Raw genomic sequence first — 23,707 nt, 5'->3', positions numbered from 1 at the left:
CTCCTCGTACGTCCGGCTCAGGTCCTGGCCGGGCCCCGGCGGTGCCACGCCCAGAAGCCCTTCTGCGCCAGCAGCGTCAGCGTGCCGGCCAGCACGATCGCCAGCAGGTTCAGCAGCAGCTGCTCGACGGACCCCTTGGTCTGCGTGAGGTCCCCGTACGCCAGGGCCACCGCCGCGTTGGCCGCGGCCGGGACGGTGGTGACCGAGATGGCCACGCCCACCAGCGCCCCGGACTTCGCCGAGGTGAGCGACAGGGTGCCGGCGGCGCCCGCGAGCAGGCCCACCACGAAGGAGAACCAGTCGGGGGCGTAGACGAACCCGGTGTTCGGGCGCTCCCCGTGCAGCATGTCCTCGGTGAACAGGCCCGTCGCGTCCATCCCCAGGCTGAACAGCACCGTCAGGCCCATGGCGGCCGCGAAGCCCACCAGCAGCGCCACCAGGGACCGCCCGGCCAGGCGCGGCCGTCGCTGCACCAGCGCCGTGCAGATCCCGGCCAGCGGGCCGAACTCGGGGCCCACCGCCATGGCGCCCACGATCAGGATGGCGTTGTCCAGCACCACCCCGCAGGCCGCGATCATGGTGGCGAGCGTCAGGAACGCCACGTAGGTCACGCTGAGCGTGGACTCCTCGTGCGTGGCCTCCTGGAGCTGGTCCCACAGCACGGCGTCGGCGCCCTCGCCGGGCGCGTCCTTCTCGGCCCGGTCGGCGTGCCGCGACAGCGACAGGCCGATGTCCTCGACGGCGATCGAACCGTCCCGGTCCAGGCCCAGGGCGCACAGGTCGGAGATCAGCCCGTCGCCGGCCTCCCGCGCCACGTCGCAGAGCACCAGGTCGCCGGCCGGGTCGCGGGCCGCGCCGGGGACGACGGCCAGGTGCGTGGTGCCGACCGTCTTCTCGATGGTGGCGACGACCTCGTCGGTGCGGTCGGCCGGGACGATCAGGCGCAGGTGCAGCACGGCCGCGGGTCCCTTCAGAGTTTGCGCAGGGAGAGGCGCTGGACCTTGTGGTCCGGCCCCTTGCGTACGACGAGGGTGGCACGGCCGCGGGTCGGCGCCACGTTCTCCAGCAGATTCACCTTGTTGATGGTCCGCCACATGGTACGGGCGTAGTCCAGCGCCTCCTCCTCGCCGACCTGTGTGTACTTGCGGAAGTACGAGGAGGGGTCCTGGAAGGCGGTGGCGCGCAGCTTGCGGAACCGGTTCAGGTACCAGGACTCGATGTCCTCGGGGCGGGCGTCGACGTAGACCGAGAAGTCGAAGTAGTCGGCGAGGCCGACCCGGGTGCGGCCGTCCTTGCCGGGCAGGGCGGGCTGGAGGACGTTGAGCCCCTCGACGATCAGGATGTCGGGGCGGCGGACGGTCAGGCGCCGGCCGGGCACGATGTCGTAGATCAGGTGCGAGTAGACGGGCGCGCTGACCTCGTCCTTGCCCGCCTTGATGTCGGCGACGAACCGGGTCAGGGCGCGCCTGTCGTAGGACTCGGGGAAGCCCTTGCGGGACATCAGGCCGCGCGCCTGGAGCTCCTTCATCGGCAGCAGGAAGCCGTCCGTGGTGACCAGCTCCACGCGCGGGTGCTCGGGCCAGCGGGCCAGCAGCGCCTGGAGGAGGCGGGCGACGGTGGACTTGCCGACGGCCACGGAGCCGGCCACCCCTATGACGAAGGGGGTGCCGCGCTGGGCGCTCTTCTCGCCGCCGACGTCGCCCAGGAAGGTGTTGAGCGCGCCGCGCAGGTTGGCGGTGGCGCCGACGTACAGGTTGAGCAGGCGGGACAGCGGCAGGTAGATGTCGCGGACCTCGTCGAGGTCGATGACGTCGCCGAGTCCGCGCAGCCGCTCGACCTCCTCGGCGGTGAGCGGCAGCGGCGTCTTGTCGCGCAGCGCGCTCCACTCGTCGCGGGTGAGGTCGACGTACGGAGTGGCCTCCGCACGGCGGTGGGCGGCGGTGCTTCGTGGCGGCGAAGTGATCACACGGACATTGTCGTGCTTGCGGGGAGCTTGTGGGCCGTGGGCTCGGTCACCCTCGCCGGGCCGGAATGTCAGTGGCGTGCGTCACAGTTGTGGAAGAGGTGGGCGCCGGGCTCCGGCGTTCGCGCCGTACGACCTCGAACCGAGGGGACCGATCCCATGACGTACGCGATCCAGGCCGAGGGCCTGGCCAAGCGGTTCAAGGAGACCCGGGCGCTGGACGGGGTGGACCTGGCCGCCCGCACCGGCACGGTGCTGGGGCTGCTGGGGCCCAACGGGGCGGGCAAGACCACCGCCGTACGGATCTTCGCCACGCTGCTGGAGCCCGACGCCGGGCGGGCCGTGGTGGCCGGGCACGACGTGGTGCGCGAGGCCGGTCTGGTGCGGTCCATGGTGGGCCTCACCGGGCAGTACGCGGCGGTCGACGAGAATCTGACCGGCACGGAGAACCTGCTGCTGATCGGGCGGCTGCTGGGCATACCGCGGCGGGAGGCCAGGGCCCGGGCGGCGGAGCTGCTGGAGCACTTCGGGCTCACCGACGCGGCCGGGCGCGCCGTCAAGACGTACTCCGGCGGCATGCGGCGCCGGCTGGACCTGGCGGCGAGCCTGGTGGGCCGGCCCCGCATCCTCTTCCTCGACGAGCCGACCACCGGCCTCGACCCGCGCAGCCGCGGCGAGCTGTGGGACATGCTGCGCGGCCTGGTCGCCGAGGGGGTCACCGCCCTGCTGACCACGCAGTACCTCAACGAGGCGGACATGCTCGCCGACAACATCGTGGTGATCGACAAGGGCCGGGTCATCGCCGAGGGCACCCCCGACGAGCTGAAGTCGCAGGTGGGCGGCCAGGTCCTCCAGGTGCGGCCGGTGCGGCCGCACGACCTGGCGGGCGCCGACGCCCTGGTGGCCGAGGCGGCCGGCCGGGCCACCCAGATCGAGGGCGACGTGATCACCGTGCCGGTGAACGACCCGGAGCTGATGCCCACCGTGGTGCGCCGGCTGGACGGCGCGGGCATCGCGGTGGGCGAGCTGACCCTGCGCCGCTCCTCGCTGGACGAGGTCTTCCTGGCCCTCACCGGCCACCGCGCGGAGGACGGCGACGGGGGGCCGGGCGGCGACGGGGAGCGGCCCGAGCCCGACGACAGCGACATCGAGAAGGTGGTGAGTTCGGCATGACCGCCACGACGATCACCGCCCCGGTCACCGCGAGCGGCCGGGTGAAGCCGGGCGCGGGGGTGCGGCAGACCGCCACCATGGCGTGGCGCAGCCTGGTGGCCGTCAAGCACAATCCGCTGGAGCTGGTCGACTACAGCATCACGCCGATCATGTTCGTGCTGCTCTTCACCTATGTGATGGGCGGGCAGATGGCCGGGTCGCCGGACGCGTACCTGAAGTACGCCCTGCCGGGGATCATCGTGCAGAACACCCTGTTCATGACGATCTACACGGCGATGGCCCTCAACACCGACCTGACCAAGGGCGTCTTCGACCGGCTGCGGAGCCTGCCGATAGCCCGCTCCGCGCCGCTGATCGGCCGGATCACCGCCGACCTGGCCAAGCACGTCTGGGCCATCGTGCTGATGATCGCGCTCGGGCTGGCGCTGGGCTTCCGGATCACCGGCGGCCTCGGCGGGTTCCTGCTCGGGGTGCTGCTGGTCATCGTGTTCGCGGCGGCCGTGTCCTGGTGCGCGGTCCTGATCGGGATGCTCGCCGGCGACGCGGAGAAGGTCCAGGCGTTCGGGTTCACGCTGATCTTCCCGATCACCTTCACCAGCAGCGCGTTCGTCGTCGTGGACACCATGCCGGGCTGGCTCCAGGCGTGGGTGAACGTCAATCCGGTCACCCATCTGTCGGACGCCTTCCGCGGGCTGCTGCTGGGCGGCGAGATCGGCCGGCCGGTGATGTGGTCGCTGGTCTGGGCGGTCGGTATCGCCCTCGTCTTCTGCCCCCTCGCCATGCGGGCGTACCGCGCCAAGACCTGACGCGGCACCGGTGACGGGCCCGGGGGCGGGCCCCGCCCCGGGCGGCGCTGCCGCCCGGAGCGCACGGTCCGTTCTAGGCTGCTCGGCATGTGCGGAATCGTGGGTTACGTCGGCGGGCAGTCGGCGCTGGATGTGGTGATCGCGGGCCTCAAGCGGCTCGAGTACCGGGGCTACGACTCGGCCGGTGTCGCGGTGCTCGCCGACGGGTCGCTGGCGGCGGCGAAGAAGGCGGGCAAGCTCGTCAACCTGGAGAAGGAGCTGGACGGCCGGCCGCTGCCGACCGCCGGCGCCGGGATCGGGCACACCCGGTGGGCGACGCACGGCGGGCCGACCGACGCCAACGCGCACCCGCACCTGGACAACGCCGGGCGGGTCGCCGTCGTCCACAACGGCATCATCGAGAACTTCGCACCGCTGCGCGCCGAGCTGGCCGGCCGGGGCCACGCCCTGGAGTCGGAGACGGACACCGAGGTCGTCTCGCACCTGCTGGCCGAGTCGTTCTCGTCGTGCGGCGACCTCGCGGAGGCGATGCGGATGGTGTGCCGGCGGCTGGAGGGCGCCTTCACCCTGGTCGCCGTGCACGCCGACCAGCCGGACGTGGTCGTCGGCGCCCGGCGCAACTCGCCGCTGGTGGTGGGCGTCGGCCAGGGCGAGGCGTTCCTCGCCTCCGACGTGGCCGCGTTCATCGACCACACCCGCTCGGCGATCGAGCTGGGCCAGGACCAGGTGGTGGAGCTGCGCCGGGACGGGGTGACGGTCACCGACTTCGACGGGGCGCCCGCCGAGGTGCGCGCCTACCACGTCGACTGGGACGCCTCGGCGGCCGAGAAGGGCGGCTACGACTACTTCATGCTGAAGGAGATCGCCGAGCAGCCCAAGGCCGTCGCCGACACCCTGCTGGGCCGCGTCGACGCCTCCGGCGCGCTGACGCTGGACGAGCTGCGGCTGCCCGACGAGGTGATCCGCGAGACCAGCAAGGTGGTCGTGGTGGCGTGCGGGACGGCGTTCCACGCCGGGCTGATCGCCAAGTACGCCATCGAGCACTGGACCCGCATCCCCTGCGAGGTCGAGCTGGCCAGCGAGTTCCGCTACCGGGACCCGATCCTCGACTCCCGGACGCTGGTCATCGCCGTCTCCCAGTCCGGCGAGACCATGGACACGCTGATGGCGCTGCGCCACGCCCGCGCCCAGGGCGCCCGGGTGCTGGCCGTCTGCAACACCAACGGCTCGACCATCCCGCGCGAGTCGGACGGCGTGCTCTACACCCACGCCGGGCCCGAGGTCGCGGTCGCGTCCACCAAGGCGTTCCTCACCCAGCTCGTGGCGGTCTACCTGCTCGCCCTCCACCTGGGGCAGGTGCGCGGCACCAGCGGCGGCGAGGAGATCGCGGAGGTCGTCAGGGACCTGGCGCGGATCGCGGACGACGTGGACGCGGTCCTGGACACCATGGAGCCGGTGCGGGAGCTGGCGCGGTCGCTGGTGGACAAGGACACCGTGCTGTTCCTCGGCCGCCACGTGGGCTACCCGGTGGCCCTGGAGGGCGCGCTGAAGCTCAAGGAGCTGGCGTACATGCACGCCGAGGGCTTCGCGGCCGGCGAGCTGAAGCACGGGCCGATCGCGCTGATCGACCAGGACCTCCCGGTCGTCGTCGTGGTGCCCTCCCCGCGCGGCGGCTCCGTGCTGCACGACAAGATCGTCTCCAACATCCAGGAGATCCGGGCGCGCGGCGCCCGCACCATCGTCATCGCCGAGGAGGGCGACGAGACGGTCACGCCCTACGCGGACCACCTGATCCGCGTCCCGGCCACGCCCCCGCTGCTCCAGCCGATGGTCGCCACCGTCCCGCTCCAGGTCTTCGCCTGCGAGCTGGCGACGGCCCGGGGCAACGAGGTGGACCAGCCGCGCAACCTGGCGAAGTCGGTCACCGTCGAATGATCATCGGGGTGGGGATCGACGTGGCGGAGATCGACCGGTTCGCCGCGGCGCTGGAGCGGACGCCGCACATGGCGGACCGGCTCTTCACGGAGGGGGAACTGCTGCTGCCGAGCGGGGAGCGGCGCGGTGTCGCGTCGCTCGCCGCGCGGTTCGCCGCGAAGGAGGCCATCGCCAAGGCGCTCGGCGCCCCGGCGGGGCTGCTGTGGACGGACGCCGAGGTGTACGTCGAGGACAGCGGCAGGCCGCGGCTGCGGGTGCGCGGCACGGTCGCGGCCCGCGCGGAGCAACTGGGCGTCCGGCACTGGCACGTGTCGCTCAGTCATGACGCGGGGGTCGCGTCGGCGGTGGTGATCGCGGAGGGGTGATCCGGGGGCGGCCCGGGGGCGGCCCGGGGGTGGCGCCGGCCGGGGTGATCGCGGAGGGTGGGGCCATGCGTACCGCTTACCGTGTGGAGACCGTACGGGCCGCCGAGGCCGAGGCGATGGCGAGGCTGCCGGAGGGCACCCTGATGCGGCGGGCCGCGGCCGGGCTGGCCGTCGCCTGCGCCGGGCTGCTGGACCGGGTGTACGGGGCCCGGGTGGTGCTGCTGGTCGGCAGCGGCGACAACGGGGGCGACGCGCTGTACGCGGGCGCACTGCTCGCCCGCCGGGGCGCGGGCGTCACCGCCGTGCCCCTCGGCCGGCGCGCCCACGAGGGCGGTCTCGCGGCCCTGGCGGGCGCGGGCGGCCGGGTGCTCGCCGCCCCCGAGGACCCCGGGGACCCCGCCGCCCCCGGGGATGCCGCCGCCCCCGACGGTGCCGGCGAGGCGGTGCGCCGGGCCGACCTCGTGGTGGACGGCATCACCGGCATCGGCGGGCGCGGCGGGCTGCGGCCCGGCGCGGCCCGGCTGGTGCGCGCGGCCCGGGAGGCGGGCGTCCCCCTGGTGGCCGTCGACCTGCCGAGCGGGGTGGACGCCGACACCGGGGAGGTCGCCGGGGAAGCGGTACGGGCCGACGCCACCGTCACCTTCGGGGCGTACAAGCCCGGCCTGCTGATCGACCCGGGCCGGGAGCGCACCGGCGCCCTGCGGCTCGTCGGCATCGGGCTCGACCTGCCCCCGGAACCGGACCTGGAGGCCCTCCAGCACCGGGACGTGGCCCGGCTGCTGCCCGTCCCGGCGGCGGAGAGCGACAAGTACCGGCGCGGCGTCGTCGGCATCGTCGCCGGTTCCGCCCGCTACCCCGGCGCGGCCGTCCTCGCGGTGTCCGGCGCGCTGCGGGGCGGCGCGGGCGCGGTCCGGTACGTCGGGCCGGCCGCCGACGCGGTGCTCGCCCGCCACCCGGAGACCCTGGTCCACGCCGGGCCCCCCGCCCGGGCGGGCCGCGTCCAGGCGTGGGTGATCGGCCCGGGCCTGGGTGACACGCCCGGGGTGGCCGACGTGCTCGGCTCGGACGTCCCGGTCCTGGTGGACGCCGACGGCCTGCGGCACCTCGACCCCGCCGCGGTGCGCGCCCGCCCGGCGCCCACCGTGCTCACCCCGCACGCGGGCGAGGCGGCGGCGCTGCTGGGCACCGCCCGCGAGGACGTGGAGGCCCGGCGGCTGGAGGCGGTGCGGGAGCTGGCCGGGCGGTTCGGGGCGGTGGTCCTGCTCAAGGGCTCCACCACGCTGGTGGCCCGGCCCGCCGGCCCGGTGCGCGTCAACCCGACCGGTACGCCCTGGCTCGCCACCGCCGGCAGCGGCGACGTGCTGTCCGGCCTGACCGGCTCCCTGCTCGCGGCGGGCCTCGCCCCGCACGACGCCGCCTCCGCCGGGGCCTACCTGCACGGCCTGGCGGCCCGCCGCGCCGCCCACGGCGCCCCCGTCGCCGCGTACGACGTGGCGGAGGCGCTGCCCGGGGCCTGGCGCGACGTGCACGGCTGAGCCACCCGCGGTCCGCGACCGCCCCCGGCCCGCCGCCGGGCCCGCCGACGCGTGGGCGGGGACACGGGGGAGGCGCGGCGCGCACCTGAGAGACTGGGCGCGATGAGTGAGACACCGCAGACCCTTCGCGCCCGCGCCGAGATCGACCTCGGGGCGCTGCGCGCCAACGTGCGTGCCCTGCGGGGCCGTGTGGGGCCGGACGTCCGGGTGATGGGCGTCGTCAAGGCCGACGCGTACGGGCACGGGGCCGTGCCCTGCGCGCGGGCGGCGCTGGAGGCCGGGGCGACCTGGCTGGGCACCGCCACCCCGGACGAGGCGCTCGCCCTGCGCGCCGCCGGGATCGACGCCCCCGTCCTGTGCTGGCTGTGGACGCCCGGCGGCCCCTGGGACGACGCCGTCCGGGCCGGAGTGGACGTGGGCGTCAGCGGGATGTGGGCCCTGGAGGAGGTCACCGAGGCCGCGCGCCGGACCGCACAGCCGGCGCGCGTGCAGCTCAAGGCCGACACCGGGCTGGGCCGCAACGGCTGCCCGCCCGCCGACTGGCCCCGCCTGGTCGGCGAGGCGCTCGCCGCCCAGGCCCGGGGACTGCTCAAGGTCACCGGCGTCTGGTCGCACTTCGCCTGCGCCGACGAGCCCGGCCACCCCTCGATCCGCGCCCAGCTGGAGACCTTCCACGAGATGCTGGCGTACGCGGAGAAGGCCGGCGCCGAGCCGGAGGTGCGGCACATGGCCAACTCCCCGGCCGTGCTCACCCTCCCCGAGGCCCACTTCGACCTCGTACGGCCGGGCATCGCGATGTACGGCGTCTCGCCGGTCCCCCAGGTGGGCACGCCGGCCGACTTCGGCCTGCGGCCCGTGATGCGGCTGGCCGGCAGCGTCGCGCTGGTCAAGGACGTCCCGCCCGGCCAGGGCGTCAGCTACGGCCACCACTACGTCACCGAGCGGGCCACCACCCTGGGGCTCGTTCCGCTGGGGTACGCCGACGGCGTCCCGCGCCACGCGTCCGGCACCGGCCCGGTGCTGGTCGGCGGGCGGGTGCGCACGGTGGCCGGGCGGGTGGCGATGGACCAGTTCGTGGTCGACCTCCAGGGCGACGAGGTCGAACCGGGTGCGCAGGCCGTGCTGTTCGGGGCAGGTGATGACGGTGAGCCGAGTGCCGAGGACTGGGCGCGGGCGGCGGGCACGATCGCGTACGAGATCGTGACGCGCATCGGTTCACGGGTACCACGCGTCTACCTGGACGGGTGACAGGAGCCTGAAGGAGCAGCCGCAGTGAGTGAGACCAGTCCGGTGGCCGCGGCGGAGACGGTGTCCGCCGCGGCCGGCAACTGGCGCCGCGCCGGTTTCGCCGGGGCCGCCATAGGAGTGCTCGCGGCCGGCGCCGCGGCCGGTGTGGCCGTCGAGCGGCTCACCGTGGGCCGCGGCATGCGCCGCAAGGCGCGGCTCGCGCTGGACGCCGCCGGGCCGTACGGCTCGCTGCGCGGCGTCCCCGGCCGCGCCCCGGCGGACGACGGCACCGAGCTCTACTACGAGGTCGACGAGGTGGAGGCGGACACCGCCCCGCAGCGCCGCCGCCGGCTGTTCGGGCGCGGCGCGGGCGCGACCGCGCCCGTCACGGTCGTCTTCAGCCACGGCTACTGCCTCAACCAGGACTCCTGGCACTTCCAGCGCGCCGCCCTGCGCGGCCGGGTCCGCACCGTGCACTGGGACCAGCGCAGCCACGGCCGGTCCGGACGCGGCGCCGCCCAGCAGGGGCCGGACCGGGTGCCGGTCTCCATCGACCAGCTCGGGCGCGACCTCCGGGCGGTGATCGACGCCGCCGCCCCCGAGGGGCCCCTGGTGCTGGTGGGGCACTCGATGGGCGGCATGACGGTGATGGCGCTGGCCGATCAGTACCCGGAGCTGATCCGGGAGCGGGTCGTCGGCGTCGCCTTCGTCGGCACCTCCTGCGGCAACCTCGGCGAGGTCAACTACGGCCTGCCGGTCGCGGGCGTCAACGCCGTCCGCCGGGTGCTGCCGGGGATACTGCGGGCGCTCGGCTCCCAGGCGGAGCTGGTGGAGCGGGGCCGGCGGGCCACCGCGGACCTGTTCGCGGGGCTCATCAAGCGCTATTCGTTCTCGTCGCGGGACGTGGACCCGGCCATCGCCCGGTTCGCCGAGCGGATGATCGAGGGCACCCCGATCGACGTGGTCGCCGAGTTCTACCCGGCGTTCAGCGAGCACGACAAGGCCGACGCGCTGGGCGTGTTCGCCGAGGTGCCGGTGCTGGCGCTGGCCGGCGCGCAGGACCTGGTCACGCCCAGCTCGCACACCGAGGCCATCGCCGCGCTGCTCCCGGACGCCGAGCTGGTCCTGGTGCCCGACGCGGGGCACCTGGTGATGCTGGAGCACCCCGAGACGGTCAGCGGCCGGCTGGCGGAGCTGCTGGTGCGGATCGGCGCCGTACCGGCAGCGACTAACGTGGACACCTATGGAAGCACCGCAGAACCCGGCCCCTGAGGGGGCGCCCGAGGGGGTCACCGCCACCGCCCGCCTCACCCTCCACGCGCCCGAGGAGACGCAGGACCTCGGCCGGACGCTCGCCAAGCTGCTGCGCCCGGGCGACCTGGTGATGCTCACCGGCGAGCTGGGCGCCGGGAAGACGACCCTCACGCGAGGGCTCGGCGAGGGCCTGGGGGTGCGCGGCGCGGTCACCTCCCCGACCTTCGTCATCGCGCGCGTCCACCCGTCCCTGGTCGGCGGCCCCGCGCTCGTCCATGTCGACGCGTACCGCCTGGGCGGCGGGCTGGACGAGATGGAGGACCTGGACCTCGACGTCTCGCTGCCCGAGTCCGTGGTGGTCGTGGAGTGGGGCGAGGGCAAGGTCGAGGACCTCACGGAGGACCGGCTGCACGTCGTCATCGACCGGGTCGTCGGGGCGACGGACGACGAGCGGCGGGTGATCACGCTGACCGGGTACGGGCCGCGCTGGGCCGGAGTCGGCCTGCCGGGCGCCTGAGGCGCGGCGGTACGGGGCGCGGCGGTGCGCGGCCGGGGCGGCGGGGCGCCGTAGTTTCCGACAAGACGTCGGCATGATGTTGCGTCGCACGTCCGAGGCGTGGTCCCATGGGAACCGAGCACCTGGTTAGGTACGCCTAACCCTGCCCCCGGGGCCCGAGGAGGCGACGATGCGGACGTCGAAGCAGGATCTGTCGATGGGTGATCTGCTGGCGTCGTGCGCGGCGGCGAGCGCCGTCTCGACCCCGCCCGCGTCCACCACGTCCTCTCCCGCGGACGGCACGGAGGGTACGGAGCGCGTGCCGCGCGTCCACGAGGAGCGGGGCACCGGCGCCGAGCGGGACGGGGCACCACTCCCCGCCGGGGACGACCGCAGGGCCGCCTGAGCCGCCCCGTACGGCGTTCCACGGGACCTGCGGGTTCTGCGGGGTCCTACGGGACCACGACCACCTTCGAGTTGACCGTGGCGAACGTCCACATCGCGTCGCCGTCGGCCCGCTTCATCCGGATGCCGCCCGTCCGGCGCGCCGGGTCCGGGGTGGCCATCGTGCCGTCCACGGCGGCGCTGAAGCCGATCGTGACGCCCTCCACGGTGGCGAACCGCACCACGTGCTCGATCTTCACCCCGTCGGAACCGGACACGGTGCCCGAGCGGGACGTCACCGCGTAGGTCCCGGGCGCGGGGTTGACCGTGCTGGGCATCACCGGGAAGGTCCGGGCGACCGCGTCCTTCTCGCCCACCAGCCACACCCGCCGCTCGCCGAGCGCGTACACCACCCGCTGCCCAGAGCCCGACTGCTTCGGCAGCGCGAGCGCGGACGCGGCCGGCTTCGGGGCCCCGCCCGCCGCGGGCGCCGACGGCGAGACGGCCGGGGCGGGCGCGCCGGCCGACAGGTCGGCGGGGGCGGTGGCCGACGCCTGGTAGGCGAGGAAACCGACCGCGGCCAGAGCCGCCGCGGTGAGCCCGGCCACGAATCCCGAGCTGCTCCTTGCCACGTTGCTGCCCACCTCTCCCCGGTACGTTTGCGGTGTGACCGTAGCAGGATCACGCGGGCCGACCCGGGGCGCCGTGCGCGCCGCCGCGGAGCCGTAGGCTGTTTGCGTGCTCTTGCTCGCCATGGATACCGCCACACCCGCCGTGACCGTCGCCCTGCACGACGGGGAATCCGTCGTCGCCTCCTCCACCCAGGTCGACGCGCGCCGCCACGGGGAACTGCTGCTGCCCTCCGTCCACCGGGTGCTCCGGGAGGCCGGCCTGAAGCTGGACGCCGTGACCGGCATCGTCGTCGGCGTCGGCCCCGGCCCGTACACCGGGCTGCGGGTGGGCCTGGTGACGGCCGCGACGTTCGCCTCCGCCCTCGGCGGCGTACCGGTGCACGGGCTGTGCACGCTGGACGGGCTCGCGTACGCCTCCGGGCTCGACGAGCCGTTCGTGGTGGCGACCGACGCGCGCCGCAAGGAGGTCTACTGGGCGCGGTACGACGACCGCCGCACCCGGGTGTCGGACCCGGCCGTCGACCGGCCCGCCGAGATCGCCGGCCGGGTGGCGGGGCTGCCCGCGGTCGGCGCGGGCGCGCGGCTCTACGGCGAGGTGTTCCCGGACGCCCGCGACCCCGAGCACCAGTCCGCCGCCGCGCTCGCCGCGCTGGCCGCCGAGCGGCTGCGGACGGGCGGGACGTTCGAGGACCCGCTGCCGCTGTACCTGCGGCGCCCCGACGCCCAGGTGCCGAAGAACTACAAGGTGGTCACCCCGAAGTGACGGCGCTCCTGCGTGAGATGCGCTGGTGGGACATCCCGCCGGTGCTGGAGCTGGAACGGGAGCTGTTCCCCGACGACGCCTGGTCGGAGGGCATGTTCTGGTCGGAGCTGGCGCACGCGCGCGGCCCGGGTGCCACCCGCCGCTATGTGGTGGCGGAGGCGGACGGGCGGCTGGTGGGGTACGCGGGGTTCGCGGCGGCCGGCGGGCTCGGCGACGTGCAGACCATCGCCGCCGCCCGCGACCAGTGGGGCACCGGGCTCGGCGCGCGGCTGCTGACCGACCTGCTCCAGCACGCCACCGCCTTCGAGTGCGAGGAAGTGCTGCTCGAAGTGCGGGTGGACAACACCAGGGCGCAGAAGCTGTACGAGCGCTTCGGCTTCGAACCGATCGGCTTCCGCCGCGGCTACTACCAGCCCGGCAACATCGACGCGCTCGTGATGCGCCTGCGCGTACAGGACGCGCCGGACGCCCCCGGCGCAGCGGACGCACCCGGCGTCCCGGACGTACAAGGAACTGAGAGTCATGGCTGACGAACCCCTCGTCCTCGGCATCGAGACCTCCTGCGACGAGACCGGCGTCGGCATCGTCCGCGGCACGACCCTGCTGGCGGACGCCGTCGCGTCCAGTGTGGACACGCACGCCCGGTACGGCGGCGTGGTGCCCGAGATCGCCTCCCGGGCGCACCTGGAGGCGATGGTCCCGACCATCGAGCGCGCCCTGGCGCAGGCGGGGGTGACCGCCCGTGACCTCGACGGCATCGCGGTCACCGCCGGACCCGGCCTCGCCGGCGCGCTGCTGGTGGGCGTCTCGGCGGCCAAGGCGTACGCCTTCGCGCTGGACAAGCCGCTCTACGGGGTGAACCACCTGGCCTCCCACATCTGCGTGGACCAGCTGGAGCACGGGCCGCTGCCCGAGCCGACGATGGCGCTGCTGGTGTCCGGCGGCCACTCCTCGCTGCTGCTCGCCCCGGACATCACCTCCGACGTCCGGCCGATGGGCGCGACGATCGACGACGCGGCGGGCGAGGCGTTCGACAAGATCGCGCGCGTGCTGGACCTGGGCTTCCCCGGCGGGCCGGTGATCGACCGGCTGGCCAAGGAGGGCGACCCGGCCGCGATCGCGTTCCCGCGCGGGCTGAGCGGCCCCCGGGACCCCGCGTACGACTTCTCCTTCTCCGGCCTCAAGACCGCCGTGGCCCGCTGGATCGAGGCCCGGCGGGCGGCGGGCGAGGAGGTGCCGGTACGGGACGTGGCGGCGTCGTTCCAGGAGGCCGTCGTGGACGTCCTGACCCGCAAGGCCGTGCGGGCCTGCAAGGACGAGGGCGTCGACCACCTGATGATCGGCGGCGGCGTGGCCGCCAACTCCCGGCTGCGGGCGCTGGCCGAGGAGCGCTGCTCACGCGCAGGCATCCGGCTGCGCGTCCCCCGGCCGGGCCTGTGCACCGACAACGGCGCGATGGTCGCCGCCCTGGGCGCCGAGATGGTCGCCCGCAACCGGCCGTCCTCCGACCTGGAGCTGTCGGCGGACTCGTCGCTGCCGGTGACCGACCCGCATGTGCCGGGGAACCACGGTCACGACCACGACCATGTGCACGAGATCAGCAAGGACAACCTCTACTCATGACCGTGGTCACCCTGATGTGGGAGGCCCGCGCGGCGGAGGGCCACGGGCCGGACCTCCTGTCCTGGGCCCGCGCCCAGCGGCTCCCCGGCCCCGCCGCACCCCTCCGCCGCGAGACCTTCACGGCCCCCGGCGACCGGGTGCTGGTCCTCACCTGGTGGGAGGCCCCGGACGCCGCCCCGTACGACGCGCCCCTCCCCGAACTGCCCGACCCGCCCCCGGCGTTGGTCACCCGCCCGGTCCACCGCTGGCGCTTCGAGTCGCACGGGTAGCCTCGGGCCATGCCCAGCCGCGATGCCCTGCCGCCCCCGCCGCCGCCCGTCCATCTGCGCACCTGGCCCCACCGCGAGGCGCTGCTCGCCGACCGGGCCCGGGCGCTGGTGGAGCTGAGCCGGAGCGTCATCGGGGGCCGGAGGCTGGCGTACTGGCTGCTGACCCTGGCCGGACTGGTGGTGGGCGTGCGCATGGTCACCGGGAGCGTCGGCTGGTTCCAGCAGCCGCAGGACCCGCTGACGGTGGTCGCCGCCGCCCTGCTGGTCTGCCTGGGGCTGGCCGTCCTGGCCCCGCTCGTCGTCGCCGTCGTGCTGGGCGTGCGCCACGACCGCACGGCCCGCGACCGGGCGCGCGCGTGGGCGGCCCTCGACCCCGCGCCGGTCCGCGACCCGGGGCTGCGGGCGCCGGGCCTGAGCCTGGCGTGGCTGCTGCTCGCGTTCGCGCAGTGCGCGGGCGGCCTGTGGCTGTCGTTCGCCGTCCCGGCCTCGGCCCGCCCCGGGGAGACCACCTACGCCGAGGTGGCCCTGGCCATGGGCGACGGGCTCGTCCTCTGGATCAGCGGTCTGATCGGGGCCTTCACGGCCGTCGGCCACCGGCGCCTGGTGCTGGCCCTGGCGCCGCCGGTCACGCCCCGGCGGGGCTGACGGGCAGCGGCCGGCCGACCAGCATCGCCGGCGCTCCGGCCACCCGGGTGAGGAAGACCGTCGCCGCGTTCGGCCCCTTCGGCTTCAGCTTCCGGCGCAGCTCCTCCGGTTCGACCGCCGAGCCCCGCTTCTTCACGGTGAGGGTGCCCACCTCCCGCTCACGCAGCAGGGCCTTCAGCTTCTTGAGGTTGAACGGCAGCTCGTCGGTGATCTCGTAGCCGGTGGCGTACGGGGTGGAGCGCGGCTCGTCGGCCGTGACGTACGCGATCGTCCCGTCGATCAGGCCGCCGCCCAGCTCCTCGGCGGCCTCCGCGACCAGGTGCGCCCGGACCACGGCGCCGTCCGGCTCGTACAGGTAGCGGCCGACCGGGCGGACCGGGGGGTCGGGCAGTCCGCGCCCGGTGAGGGTGTGCGGGCCGGGCAGGAGGGTGGCGGTGACCGTGCCGGGGCGGGTGCCGAACCACAGCACGGCCTCCTTCACGTCGCCGCCGTCCGAGACCCACTCGGCCGCCGCGTCCCGGGGGACCGTCTCGTGCGGGATGCCCGGGGCGATCTTCAGCGCGGCGACCGGCGCCCGGCGGGCCGCCTCCACGGCCCAGGACAGCGGCGGGGAGTACGCCTCCGGGTCGAAGATCCGCCCCCGGCCGCCGCGCCGCGCCGGGTCCACGAAGACGGCGTCGTACCCGGAGGTGTCCACCTCGGTCACATCGGCGCAGCGCACCTCGATCAGGCCGGCCAGGTCCAGCGCGGCGGCGTTCGCGCGGGCCGCCTCGGCGGTCAGCGGGTCGCGGTCCACCGCCAGCACCCGGATGCCGGCGCGGGCGAAGGCGATCGCGTCGCCGCCGACCCCGCCGCACAGGTCCGCCACGCTGCGCACGCCGAGGCGGGCGAAGGCGGCGGCGCGGTGCTCGGCGACCGCCCGGCGGGTGGACTGCTCGACCCCGCCGGGCGTGAAGTACATGCGGTGCGCGTCCCGCTCGCCGAACTTGGCCACCGCCCGCTGCCGCAGCCGGGCCTGCCCGGCCGCCGCCGTGACCAGCTCGGCCGGGTGGTCGCGGCGGAGCCGGGAGACCACCGCCAGCTCCTGCGCGGGGGTGTGGTCGCGCAGGGTGGTGAGCAGGGCCTGGCCCTCGTCGGTGAGGAGCGCGGAGAAGGCGGCGAGATCGGTCACCCGGCCCATTGTGGGCCAGCCGGGGGATGGTGCGCGCCCGGCGGCGGTGTCGCCCGGGGGACGGGGCGGCGCGCTGACAGGATGCGGCGCCATGCAGCTAGTACGACAAAAAGGTCAAACGGTAAGCAAGCGGGCGCGGGTCCTCCTCGCCGCCCTGGTGGTCGCGGCGATCGGCTCCGGCTGCGCCGCGGACGGCGACCGGGACGGACCGGCCGGAGCGGGCGGCGGCGCGGCCGGGCCCGCGGCGGGACAGCAGCCCCAGCGGCCCCCCGACGCCGCCGCGGCCCTCACCGCGTACGTGGAGAAGGTCCGGCGCGCCCAGGCCGCCCGCGCCCTCGCCGCGAAGAAGTGGGGCCTGCGCGCCACCCCGCTCGCCGCGCCCCCGCCCCCGGCCGCCGCCGAGAAGCCGCACATCACCTTCCGCAAGGGCTTCGGGGTCGGCGACCCCACCCTGCCGCCCGTCTTCACCACCGTGCCGACCAAGGACCGGATCGTGTTCCTCACGATCGACGACGGCGCGGACAAGGACCCCGAGCTGCTGCGGATGATGGACGAACTCGGCATCCCCTACAGCGCCTTCCTCAGCGACTACCTGGTCAAGGAGGACTACGGCTACTTCAAGCGGATGCAGGACCGGGGCGTGGCCCTGCACAACCACACCCTCAACCACCGCTACATGCCCGCCCTCTCGTACGCGGAGCAGAAGCGCGAGATCTGCGGCCAGCAGGACGTCATCGAGAAGCGGTACGGCAAGCGGCCCCCGCTCTTCCGCCCGCCCTACGGCAACTACAACGCCGACACCCTGCGCGCCGCCCGGTCGTGCGGGGTGAAGGCGGTGCCCCTGTGGGCGGCCGAGGCGTTCCCCGACCACATGGAGTGGCGGGAGTGGGACCGGGACCTGCACCCCGGCGACATCATCCTGACCCACTTCCGCGGCCGGCAGGACTGGAACGGCTCCATGGCGGACATGATCCGGCAGGTGATGGACGTCGTCACGGCCAAGGGATACGCCGTGGCCAAGCTGGAGGACTACGTCTGAGCACCTCCATCGGCCCCCGCCGGACGGCCGCCGGACGGCCGGCGGACGGCTCGCGGACGCCACGACCGGGCGGTGAATTGGCACTCCGCTTGACCGAGTGCTAATCGCGGTCATAGTCTCGGCTCTGGCACTCCCCGCAGGAGAGTGCCAACACAGCGACGGGCAGGTCCGGCACCCGCGACGACGGATCGACCTGGTCGCCACCTCAGACAACATGACCCCGTGAGATCTCCGAAGGGGGAGGTCGGATCGTGACGACCACCAGCTCCAAGGTTGCCATCAAGCCGCTCGAGGACCGCATTGTGGTCCAGCCGCTCGACGCCGAGCAGACCACCGCCTCTGGCCTGGTCATCCCGGACACCGCCAAGGAGAAGCCCCAGGAGGGCGTCGTCCTGGCCGTTGGCCCGGGCCGCTTCGAGAACGGCGAGCGCCTGCCGCTCGACGTCAAGACCGGCGACATCGTGCTGTACAGCAAGTACGGCGGCACCGAGGTGAAGTACAGCGGCGAGGAGTACCTCGTCCTCTCGGCTCGCGACGTGCTCGCGATCGTCGAGAAGTAATTCACTGAGCAGAATGCTTTTCTGAGCCGCGCCCCTGGCCCCCGCTGATGACACATTGCCGGGCGGCGAGGGGCGCGGTTCGTCAACCAGAGTTTTCGAGAGGGCTGAATCGCTCCCATGGCGAAGATCCTGAAGTTCGACGAGGACGCCCGTCGCGCCCTTGAGCGCGGCGTCAACAAGCTTGCCGACACCGTCAAGGTGACGATCGGCCCCAAGGGCCGCAACGTCGTCATCGACAAGAAGTTCGGCGCGCCGACCATCACCAACGACGGTGTCACGATCGCCCGCGAGGTCGAGATCGAGGACCCGTACGAGAACCTGGGCGCCCAGCTGGTGAAGGAGGTGGCGACCAAGACCAACGACATCGCGGGTGACGGCACCACCACCGCCACCGTCCTGGCCCAGGCCCTGGTCCGCGAGGGTCTGCGCAACGTCGCCGCCGGCGCCTCCCCGGCCGCCCTGAAGAAGGGCATCGACGCCGCGGTCAAGGCCGTCTCCGACGACCTGCTCGCCACGGCCCGCCCGATCGACGACAAGGCCGACATCGCCGCCGTGGCCGCGCTCTCCGCGCAGGACCAGCAGGTCGGCGAGCTCATCGCCGAGGCGATGGACAAGGTCGGCAAGGACGGTGTCATCACCGTCGAGGAGTCCAACACCTTCGGCCTGGAGCTCGACTTCACCGAGGGCATGGCCTTCGACAAGGGCTACCTGTCCCCGTACATGGTCACCGACCAGGAGCGTATGGAGGCCGTCCTCGACGACCCGTACATCCTGATCCACCAGGGCAAGATCTCCGCGATCACCGACCTGCTCCCGCTGCTGGAGAAGGTCATCCAGGCCGGCTCCTCCAAGCCGCTCCTGATCATCGCCGAGGACGTCGAGGGCGAGGCCCTGTCGACCCTGGTCGTCAACAAGATCCGCGGCACGTTCAACGCCGTCGCGGTCAAGGCCCCCGGCTTCGGCGACCGCCGCAAGGCGATGCTCGGCGACATGGCCGCCCTCACCGGCGCCACCGTCATCGCCGAGGAGGTCGGCCTCAAGCTCGACCAGGCCGGTCTGGACGTGCTCGGCACCGCCCGCCGCGTCACCGTCACCAAGGACGACACCACCATCGTCGACGGCGGTGGCAAGTCCGAGGACGTGCAGGGCCGCGTCGCGCAGATCAAGTCCGAGATCGAGACCACGGACTCCGACTGGGACCGCGAGAAGCTCCAGGAGCGCCTCGCGAAGCTGGCCGGCGGCGTGTGCGTGATCAAGGTCGGCGCCGCCACCGAGGTGGAGCTGAAGGAGAAGAAGCACCGTCTGGAGGACGCCATCTCCGCGACCCGCGCCGCGGTCGAGGAGGGCATCGTCTCCGGTGGTGGCTCCGCTCTGGTCCACGCCGTCAAGATCCTCGACGGCAACCTGGACAAGACCGGCGACGAGGCCACCGGTGTCGCGGTCGTCCGCCGCGCCGCCGTCGAGCCGCTGCGCTGGATCGCCGAGAACGCCGGCCTGGAGGGCTACGTCATCACCTCCAAGGTCGCCGAGCTCGACAAGGGCCAGGGCTTCAACGCCGCCACCGGCGAGTACGGCGACCTGATCAAGGCCGGCGTCATCGACCCGGTCAAGGTCACGCGCTCCGCCCTGGAGAACGCCGCCTCCATCGCCTCCCTGCTGCTCACGACCGAGACCCTGGTCGTGGAGAAGAAGGAGGAGGAGCCGGCGGACGCGGGCCACGGCCACGGTCACGGCCACTCCCACTGACGCCTGCCGAGCGTTCCGAGGCCCGGTGCCCCCGTCGCGGGGGCACCGGGCCTCGGTGTTGTACGACGTCGGCCCGGGTCCCGGTCCGGCCGGGGTGCCGGTCCGGCGGCCGGTGCTCCTACGCGGCCGGGGTGCCGGTCCGGCCGGGGAGCGGTTACGCGGAGCGGCCCAGCTCCTGCGGCAGCACCGGCTCGGCGAACGGCGCCCCCTTCGCGTACCGCTCCAGCTCGTCCAGCGCGTGGTCCGCCACCCGGTGCAGCTCACTGCCGAGGGAGCCCGCGATGTGCGGGGTCAGCAGCACGTTGGGCAGGCGGTAGAGCGGCGAGTCGGCCGCCGGCACCTCGGGGTCGGTGACGTCCAGCACGGCGTCGAGACGGCCCGAGACGAGGTGCGGGAGCAGGGCGGCCTCGTCGACCAGCGAGCCGCGCGAGGTGTTGATGAGCGTCGCGCCGTCCCGCATCAGCGCCAGCTGCGGGGCGCCGATCAGATGGCGGGTCGACGGAAGCTGCGGGGCGTGTACGGACACGATGTCCGCGTGGGCGCACAACTCGTCCAGGGCGGCGGGCACGGCCCCGAGCGCGGAGGCGTCGGCGGGGGTGACGTACGGGTCGTACAGCAGCACCCGCAGGTCGAAGGGGCGCAGCAGCTCGATCACCCGGCGGCCGATCCGGGAGGCGCCCACGATGCCGACCGTACGGCGGTGGTTGCCGCTGTCCGCCAGCTCCCGCAGCCAGTCGTGGCCGGCGCGCAGCTCCGCGTACCGCCGTGCGGCGCGGAAGGCGCGCTTGCCCGCCATCAGGACGGCGGCGAGGGTGTACTCGGCGACCGGCAGGGCATTGGCCCCGGCGGCCGACGCCACCCTGATCCCGCGCTCCCAACAGGCGTCCGTGACATGGTGCTTGACCGATCCGGCGGCGTGGACGACGGCGCGCAGGCGGGGCGCCCGGTCCAGGACGTCCGGGGTCAGCGGCGTCGCGCCCCAGCAGGTGAGCAGCACCTCCGCCTCGGCGAGCGCCGCCGCGACCACGGGGGAGGGGGCGGCCAGGTCGTGGGCGACCAGGTGCGGATCGGTGCGCGCCAGCGCGGCGAGGCGGGCGCGGTGGTCGTCGGTGAGCAGGCGCCCCGCGATGCCCGGCCCCATGGCCAGGAGCACGGCGGGACGCCCGGAGGGGCGCCCGGAGGGCGGGGTACCGGGGGCACGATCGGTGGCGTGGTGCATGGCGGAACCTGCGCTCCTCACGTACGGGCCTCGCCCGGCGCTGCCGGCGGGCGGGCCGCCCCGCGCCGGCGGAGGGTGTGGCCGCGATGATCGAGCCGCCCCCGGGCGAAGTCAAGGGCGCGAGCCGCCCGGCGCGGCCCGCGTCCGCCCGCTGGTGCGGTGGCCGGTGCGGTGGCCGGGCCGTGCCGTCCGGCCGGCGGCCGGTGCGGCGGCCGGGCCGGGCGGGTACGCCGCTCGGCGGGCCGTCCTCGTCACCGTGGTGTCACCGTGTCATCACTGAGGCCCGTACTTCCGGCCCGCGCGGGAGCTGACCCCGCCGAGCAGGCTGCGCGGCGCCAGCTTCACCACGCCCATCAGCGCCTTGTAGCGCGGGTCGGGCACCGACAGCGTCCGGCCCCGGGACAGGTCGGCCAGCGCGGCGGCGACCAGCTTGTCGGCGTCCAGCCACATCCAGCCCGGGATGTTGTCCGTGCCCATCCCGGCCCGCTCGTGGAACTCGGTCCGGACGAAGCCCGGGCACAGCGCCATCAGCCGCACACCGCTGCCCGCCAGGTCGCGCGCGGCGCCCTGGGTGAACTGCACCACCCACGCCTTCGACGCCCCGTAGGTGCCGCGCGGCACGAACGCCGCCACGGACGCCACATTGACCACACCGCCCCGGCCGCGCTTCCGCATCGACGCGGTCGCGGCGGACGTCAGCCGCAGCACCGCCTCGCAGTGCACCTTCAGCATCTTCAGCTCGTCGGCCATCGACACGTCCAGGAACCGGCCCTTGTTGCCGAACCCGGCGTTGTTGACGAGCAGATCGACCGGCCGCCGGGGGTCGGAGAGCCGGGCCTCCACGGCCGCGATGCCGTCCTCCCCGGACAGGTCGGCGGCCAGCACCTCCGCCTCGATCCCGTGCCGGTCGTGCAGCTCGGTCGCCTGGTCCCGCAGCCGCTTCACGTCCCGGGCCACCAGCACCACGTCGTGGCCGTCCGCCGCCAGCCGCCGCGCGAAGGCGGCCCCGATTCCCGCCGTCGCGCCTGTGATCAGTGCAGTCGTCATACGCGCACGGTAGTGCCCCGCGCGGACAACCCCGTGCGCGGTCCACAGGGAGGGGGAGGCGGACGACCGTACATGTACGGAGTGTCAGGATCCGCCCCCGGTCCGGCGACAGGTCCGGCGCCGGTCCGCCCCCGGTCCGCCCCCGGTCCGGCGCCGGTCCGGCGCCCGGTCCGCCGTCGGCCGCCCGTCAGGAAGCCTGCCGGGCCGCGTACTTCAGCGCCGTCTCCCGCCACTCCGGGTCCAGCGCGTCACCCGCCGCCAGGACGCCCGGCAGCAGCTCCCGCTCCAGCGTCACCGCCCGGAAGGCCAGCCCGACCGTCACCTCGTGGTCCGGCCGGTGCACCACCTCCACGGCGTCCCCGGCGCACACCTCGCCCGGCTCGACCACCCGCAGGTACGCGCCCGGCGCGGCCTGCCGGATGAACCGCTTCACCCAGCCCCGCTCGGCCAGCCATCCCCCGAACGTCCGGCACGGGATCCGTCCGGAGGCCACCTCCAGCACCGCGCCGCCGATCCGCCAGCGCTCGCCGACGAGCGCCGCGTTCACGTCCAGCCCGGCGGTGGTGAGGTTCTCCCCGAAGGAGCCGTTGGCCAGCGGGCGCCCCAGCTCGGCCTCCCAGACATCCAGGTCCTCGCGCGCGAACGCGTACACCGCCTGATGGGTCCCGCCGTGGTGGCGCAGGTCGCACACCGCGTCCCCGGCCACGCCGCTCCCGCCCTCGCCCTTCGGCCCCGGATCGGCCACCCGTACGGGCCCTTCGGCCGGACGTTTGTCGATACCGGTCGTGCCACCCGGCGCGTCGGTGAAATCGGCGGCCTTCGGCCGGCCCAGATTGACGGTGAGAACTCGCATGACGTCACGCTAACGGGCGTACGCTCAAAGCGACCACCTGATATTTCGCGCCCGCTCCAAGCGAGCCTTATAGTCGAAGGGTGATCGAAGCCCGACACCTGCGTGTCCTCCGCGCCGTCGCCGCCACCGGCTCCTTCTCCGCCGCCGCGCGCGAACTGGGCTGCACCCAGCCCGCCGTGAGCCAGCAGATGAAGGCGCTCGAAACGTCCGCCGGCACCCCGCTGCTGATCCGTACGGGCCGGGAGATGCGCCTCACGCAGGCCGGCGAGGCCCTCGTCCGGCACGCCTCGGGCATCCTCGCGGGCCTCACCGCCGCCGAGGAGGAGATCGCCGCCATCGCGGGCCTGCGGGCCGGCCGGGTGCGGCTCGCGTCCTTCCCCAGCGGCAGCTCGACGCTGGTCCCCACCGCGCTCGCCGCCCTCCGCGCGGCCCACCCCGGCACCCGGGTCTCCCTGGTGGAGGCCGAGCCGCCCCGGTCGGTCGGCATGCTGCGCGACGGCGACTGCGACGTGGCGCTCGCCTTCCGCTACCGCCCGGCCGTCGCGGAGTGGGACGACCTGGTCGTCCGCCCGCTGCTCGCCGACCGCCTGATCGGCCTCGTCCCGGAGGGGCACCGGCTCGCGGACGCCGAGGCCGTCGCCATCGGCGAGCTGGCCGAGGAGTCCTGGATCGCCGGCTGCCCCCGCTGCCGCCGCCAGCTGGTCGAGGTGTGCGAGACCGCCGGGTTCGCCCCGCGCATCGACTTCGCGACCGACGACTACCCGGCGGTGGTCGGCCTGGTCGGCGCCGGCCTCGGGGTCGCGGTCCTGCCCGAACTGGCCATCCGTTCGGTGCGCCCCCGGGGTGCCCGTACGGTCGCGCTGGAACCGGCCGTCGAGCGGGAGATCGTCGCCCTCACCCTTCCGGACCTCGCCAAGGTGCCGGCCGTCGAGGCCACCCTCGACCAGCTCACCCGCGCCGCCGCCCTGGCCTGACCGCCGGGGCCCTCGGCCGCCCCCGAGG

25 protein-coding genes are annotated in these 23,707 nt (G+C 74.5%); 18 read left to right on the top strand and 7 right to left on the bottom strand.

Going from position 1 to position 23,707, the window contains the following annotated elements; genetic code table 11:
- Positions 1 to 17 precede the first annotated feature (17 nt).
- Positions 18 to 956 carry a DUF389 domain-containing protein gene (locus ACF08D_RS14800; RefSeq protein ID WP_392222989.1) on the bottom strand — a complete coding sequence of 313 codons (939 nt, stop codon included), beginning with the start codon at positions 954 to 956 and terminating at the stop codon, positions 18 to 20.
- A gap of 14 nt (positions 957 to 970) precedes the next feature.
- The gene (coaA, locus tag ACF08D_RS14795) at positions 971 to 1,966 is read right to left on the bottom strand and encodes a type I pantothenate kinase (protein ID WP_392222988.1); all 996 of its coding nucleotides are present in this window, start codon (positions 1,964 to 1,966) and stop codon (positions 971 to 973) included.
- Positions 1,967 to 2,122: 156 nt separating this feature from the next.
- Between coaA and ACF08D_RS14790 the strand changes: the two genes are divergently transcribed.
- From ACF08D_RS14790 to ACF08D_RS14750, 9 genes are all read left to right on the top strand, one after another.
- Positions 2,123 to 3,136, top strand: a complete 1,014-nt coding sequence (locus ACF08D_RS14790) for an ATP-binding cassette domain-containing protein (protein WP_392222987.1) — start codon at positions 2,123 to 2,125, stop codon at positions 3,134 to 3,136.
- The gene (locus ACF08D_RS14785; protein WP_392222986.1) at positions 3,133 to 3,942 is read left to right on the top strand and encodes an ABC transporter permease; all 810 of its coding nucleotides are present in this window, start codon (positions 3,133 to 3,135) and stop codon (positions 3,940 to 3,942) included. Before ACF08D_RS14790 ends, ACF08D_RS14785 begins: the two co-directional genes overlap by 4 nt.
- An 87-nt stretch (positions 3,943 to 4,029) precedes the next feature.
- Positions 4,030 to 5,877, top strand: coding sequence for a glutamine--fructose-6-phosphate transaminase (isomerizing) (gene glmS, locus ACF08D_RS14780; RefSeq protein ID WP_392222985.1), 1,848 nt, complete (start codon positions 4,030 to 4,032; stop codon positions 5,875 to 5,877).
- Positions 5,874 to 6,242 carry a holo-ACP synthase gene (locus tag ACF08D_RS14775; protein ID WP_392222984.1) on the top strand — a complete coding sequence of 123 codons (369 nt, stop codon included), beginning with the start codon at positions 5,874 to 5,876 and terminating at the stop codon, positions 6,240 to 6,242. Before glmS ends, ACF08D_RS14775 begins: the two co-directional genes overlap by 4 nt.
- A 65-nt stretch (positions 6,243 to 6,307) precedes the next feature.
- Complete coding sequence (locus ACF08D_RS14770; protein ID WP_392222983.1) at positions 6,308 to 7,777, top strand: NAD(P)H-hydrate dehydratase; 1,470 nt, start codon at positions 6,308 to 6,310, stop codon at positions 7,775 to 7,777.
- A 102-nt stretch (positions 7,778 to 7,879) separates the two neighbouring features.
- Positions 7,880 to 9,025, top strand: a complete 1,146-nt coding sequence (alr, locus tag ACF08D_RS14765; protein ID WP_392222982.1) for an alanine racemase — start codon at positions 7,880 to 7,882, stop codon at positions 9,023 to 9,025.
- A 24-nt stretch (positions 9,026 to 9,049) separates the two neighbouring features.
- Complete coding sequence (locus ACF08D_RS14760; RefSeq protein ID WP_392222981.1) at positions 9,050 to 10,276, top strand: alpha/beta fold hydrolase; 1,227 nt, start codon at positions 9,050 to 9,052, stop codon at positions 10,274 to 10,276.
- Positions 10,248 to 10,775 carry a tRNA (adenosine(37)-N6)-threonylcarbamoyltransferase complex ATPase subunit type 1 TsaE gene (gene tsaE / locus ACF08D_RS14755; protein WP_392222980.1) on the top strand — a complete coding sequence of 176 codons (528 nt, stop codon included), beginning with the start codon at positions 10,248 to 10,250 and terminating at the stop codon, positions 10,773 to 10,775. Before ACF08D_RS14760 ends, tsaE begins: the two co-directional genes overlap by 29 nt.
- Before the next feature lie 169 nt (positions 10,776 to 10,944).
- Entirely contained in the window at positions 10,945 to 11,160 is a 216-nt protein-coding gene (locus ACF08D_RS14750) for a hypothetical protein (protein WP_392222979.1), read from the top strand.
- 46 nt (positions 11,161 to 11,206) lie between these two features.
- Here ACF08D_RS14750 and ACF08D_RS14745 read toward each other — a convergent pair whose 3' ends face one another.
- Positions 11,207 to 11,770, bottom strand: coding sequence for a L,D-transpeptidase (locus ACF08D_RS14745; protein ID WP_392222978.1), 564 nt, complete (start codon positions 11,768 to 11,770; stop codon positions 11,207 to 11,209).
- Between the two features lie 106 nt (positions 11,771 to 11,876).
- Between ACF08D_RS14745 and tsaB the strand changes: the two genes are divergently transcribed.
- The 5 genes from tsaB to ACF08D_RS14720 are packed head-to-tail and all read left to right on the top strand — an operon-like array spanning position 11,877 to position 15,070.
- A complete protein-coding gene (gene tsaB, locus ACF08D_RS14740) occupies positions 11,877 to 12,533 on the top strand; it encodes a tRNA (adenosine(37)-N6)-threonylcarbamoyltransferase complex dimerization subunit type 1 TsaB (RefSeq protein WP_392222977.1) in 657 nt (218 codons plus the stop codon).
- A 17-nt stretch (positions 12,534 to 12,550) separates the two neighbouring features.
- The gene (rimI, locus tag ACF08D_RS14735) at positions 12,551 to 13,063 is read left to right on the top strand and encodes a ribosomal protein S18-alanine N-acetyltransferase (protein WP_392223201.1); all 513 of its coding nucleotides are present in this window, start codon (positions 12,551 to 12,553) and stop codon (positions 13,061 to 13,063) included.
- Positions 13,056 to 14,156 carry a tRNA (adenosine(37)-N6)-threonylcarbamoyltransferase complex transferase subunit TsaD gene (gene tsaD / locus ACF08D_RS14730; protein ID WP_392222976.1) on the top strand — a complete coding sequence of 367 codons (1,101 nt, stop codon included), beginning with the start codon at positions 13,056 to 13,058 and terminating at the stop codon, positions 14,154 to 14,156. Before rimI ends, tsaD begins: the two co-directional genes overlap by 8 nt.
- Positions 14,153 to 14,425, top strand: a complete 273-nt coding sequence (locus ACF08D_RS14725) for a hypothetical protein (RefSeq protein ID WP_392222975.1) — start codon at positions 14,153 to 14,155, stop codon at positions 14,423 to 14,425. The genes tsaD and ACF08D_RS14725 overlap by 4 nt, the downstream gene beginning before the upstream one ends.
- Positions 14,426 to 14,434: 9 nt before the next feature.
- On the top strand, positions 14,435 to 15,070 hold the full coding sequence (locus tag ACF08D_RS14720) for a hypothetical protein (protein ID WP_392222974.1): 636 nt from the start codon (positions 14,435 to 14,437) through the stop codon (positions 15,068 to 15,070).
- Here ACF08D_RS14720 and ACF08D_RS14715 read toward each other — a convergent pair.
- Positions 15,051 to 16,250: an SAM-dependent methyltransferase gene (locus tag ACF08D_RS14715; protein ID WP_392223200.1), complete on the bottom strand. Its 1,200-nt coding sequence runs from the start codon at positions 16,248 to 16,250 to the stop codon at positions 15,051 to 15,053. The genes ACF08D_RS14720 and ACF08D_RS14715 overlap by 20 nt on opposite strands.
- Before the next feature lie 82 nt (positions 16,251 to 16,332).
- Between ACF08D_RS14715 and ACF08D_RS14710 the strand changes: the two genes are divergently transcribed.
- The 3 genes from ACF08D_RS14710 to groL all read left to right on the top strand — a co-directional run bounded on the left by ACF08D_RS14710 (position 16,333) and on the right by groL (position 19,586).
- Complete coding sequence (locus ACF08D_RS14710; protein ID WP_392222973.1) at positions 16,333 to 17,280, top strand: polysaccharide deacetylase family protein; 948 nt, start codon at positions 16,333 to 16,335, stop codon at positions 17,278 to 17,280.
- A gap of 251 nt (positions 17,281 to 17,531) precedes the next feature.
- Positions 17,532 to 17,840, top strand: coding sequence for a co-chaperone GroES (gene groES / locus ACF08D_RS14705; RefSeq protein ID WP_010471835.1), 309 nt, complete (start codon positions 17,532 to 17,534; stop codon positions 17,838 to 17,840).
- Between the two features lie 117 nt (positions 17,841 to 17,957).
- Positions 17,958 to 19,586, top strand: a complete 1,629-nt coding sequence (gene groL / locus ACF08D_RS14700; RefSeq protein WP_392222972.1) for a chaperonin GroEL — start codon at positions 17,958 to 17,960, stop codon at positions 19,584 to 19,586.
- Between the two features lie 154 nt (positions 19,587 to 19,740).
- On the opposite strand, the gene ACF08D_RS14695 is transcribed toward groL, so the two are convergent.
- The 3 genes from ACF08D_RS14695 to ACF08D_RS14685 all read right to left on the bottom strand — a co-directional run bounded on the left by ACF08D_RS14695 (position 19,741) and on the right by ACF08D_RS14685 (position 22,705).
- Positions 19,741 to 20,805 (bottom strand): hydroxyacid dehydrogenase, encoded by a 1,065-nt coding sequence (locus ACF08D_RS14695; protein WP_392222971.1) that lies wholly within the window; start codon positions 20,803 to 20,805, stop codon positions 19,741 to 19,743.
- Between the two features lie 273 nt (positions 20,806 to 21,078).
- A complete protein-coding gene (locus ACF08D_RS14690) occupies positions 21,079 to 21,852 on the bottom strand; it encodes an SDR family NAD(P)-dependent oxidoreductase (protein ID WP_392222970.1) in 774 nt (257 codons plus the stop codon).
- A 187-nt stretch (positions 21,853 to 22,039) separates the two neighbouring features.
- Positions 22,040 to 22,705, bottom strand: coding sequence for an MOSC domain-containing protein (locus ACF08D_RS14685; protein ID WP_392222969.1), 666 nt, complete (start codon positions 22,703 to 22,705; stop codon positions 22,040 to 22,042).
- Between the two features lie 80 nt (positions 22,706 to 22,785).
- Here ACF08D_RS14685 and ACF08D_RS14680 point away from each other — a divergent pair, with 80 nt between their 5' ends.
- Complete coding sequence (locus tag ACF08D_RS14680; RefSeq protein ID WP_392222968.1) at positions 22,786 to 23,679, top strand: LysR family transcriptional regulator; 894 nt, start codon at positions 22,786 to 22,788, stop codon at positions 23,677 to 23,679.
- The last annotated feature ends 28 nt before the right edge of the window (positions 23,680 to 23,707 follow it).

It is taken from the genome of Streptomyces sp. NPDC015131, assembly GCF_043079975.1.
Lineage (GTDB): Bacteria > Actinomycetota > Actinomycetes > Streptomycetales > Streptomycetaceae > Streptomyces.
This window is presented reverse-complemented; position numbering and strand designations above follow the sequence as displayed.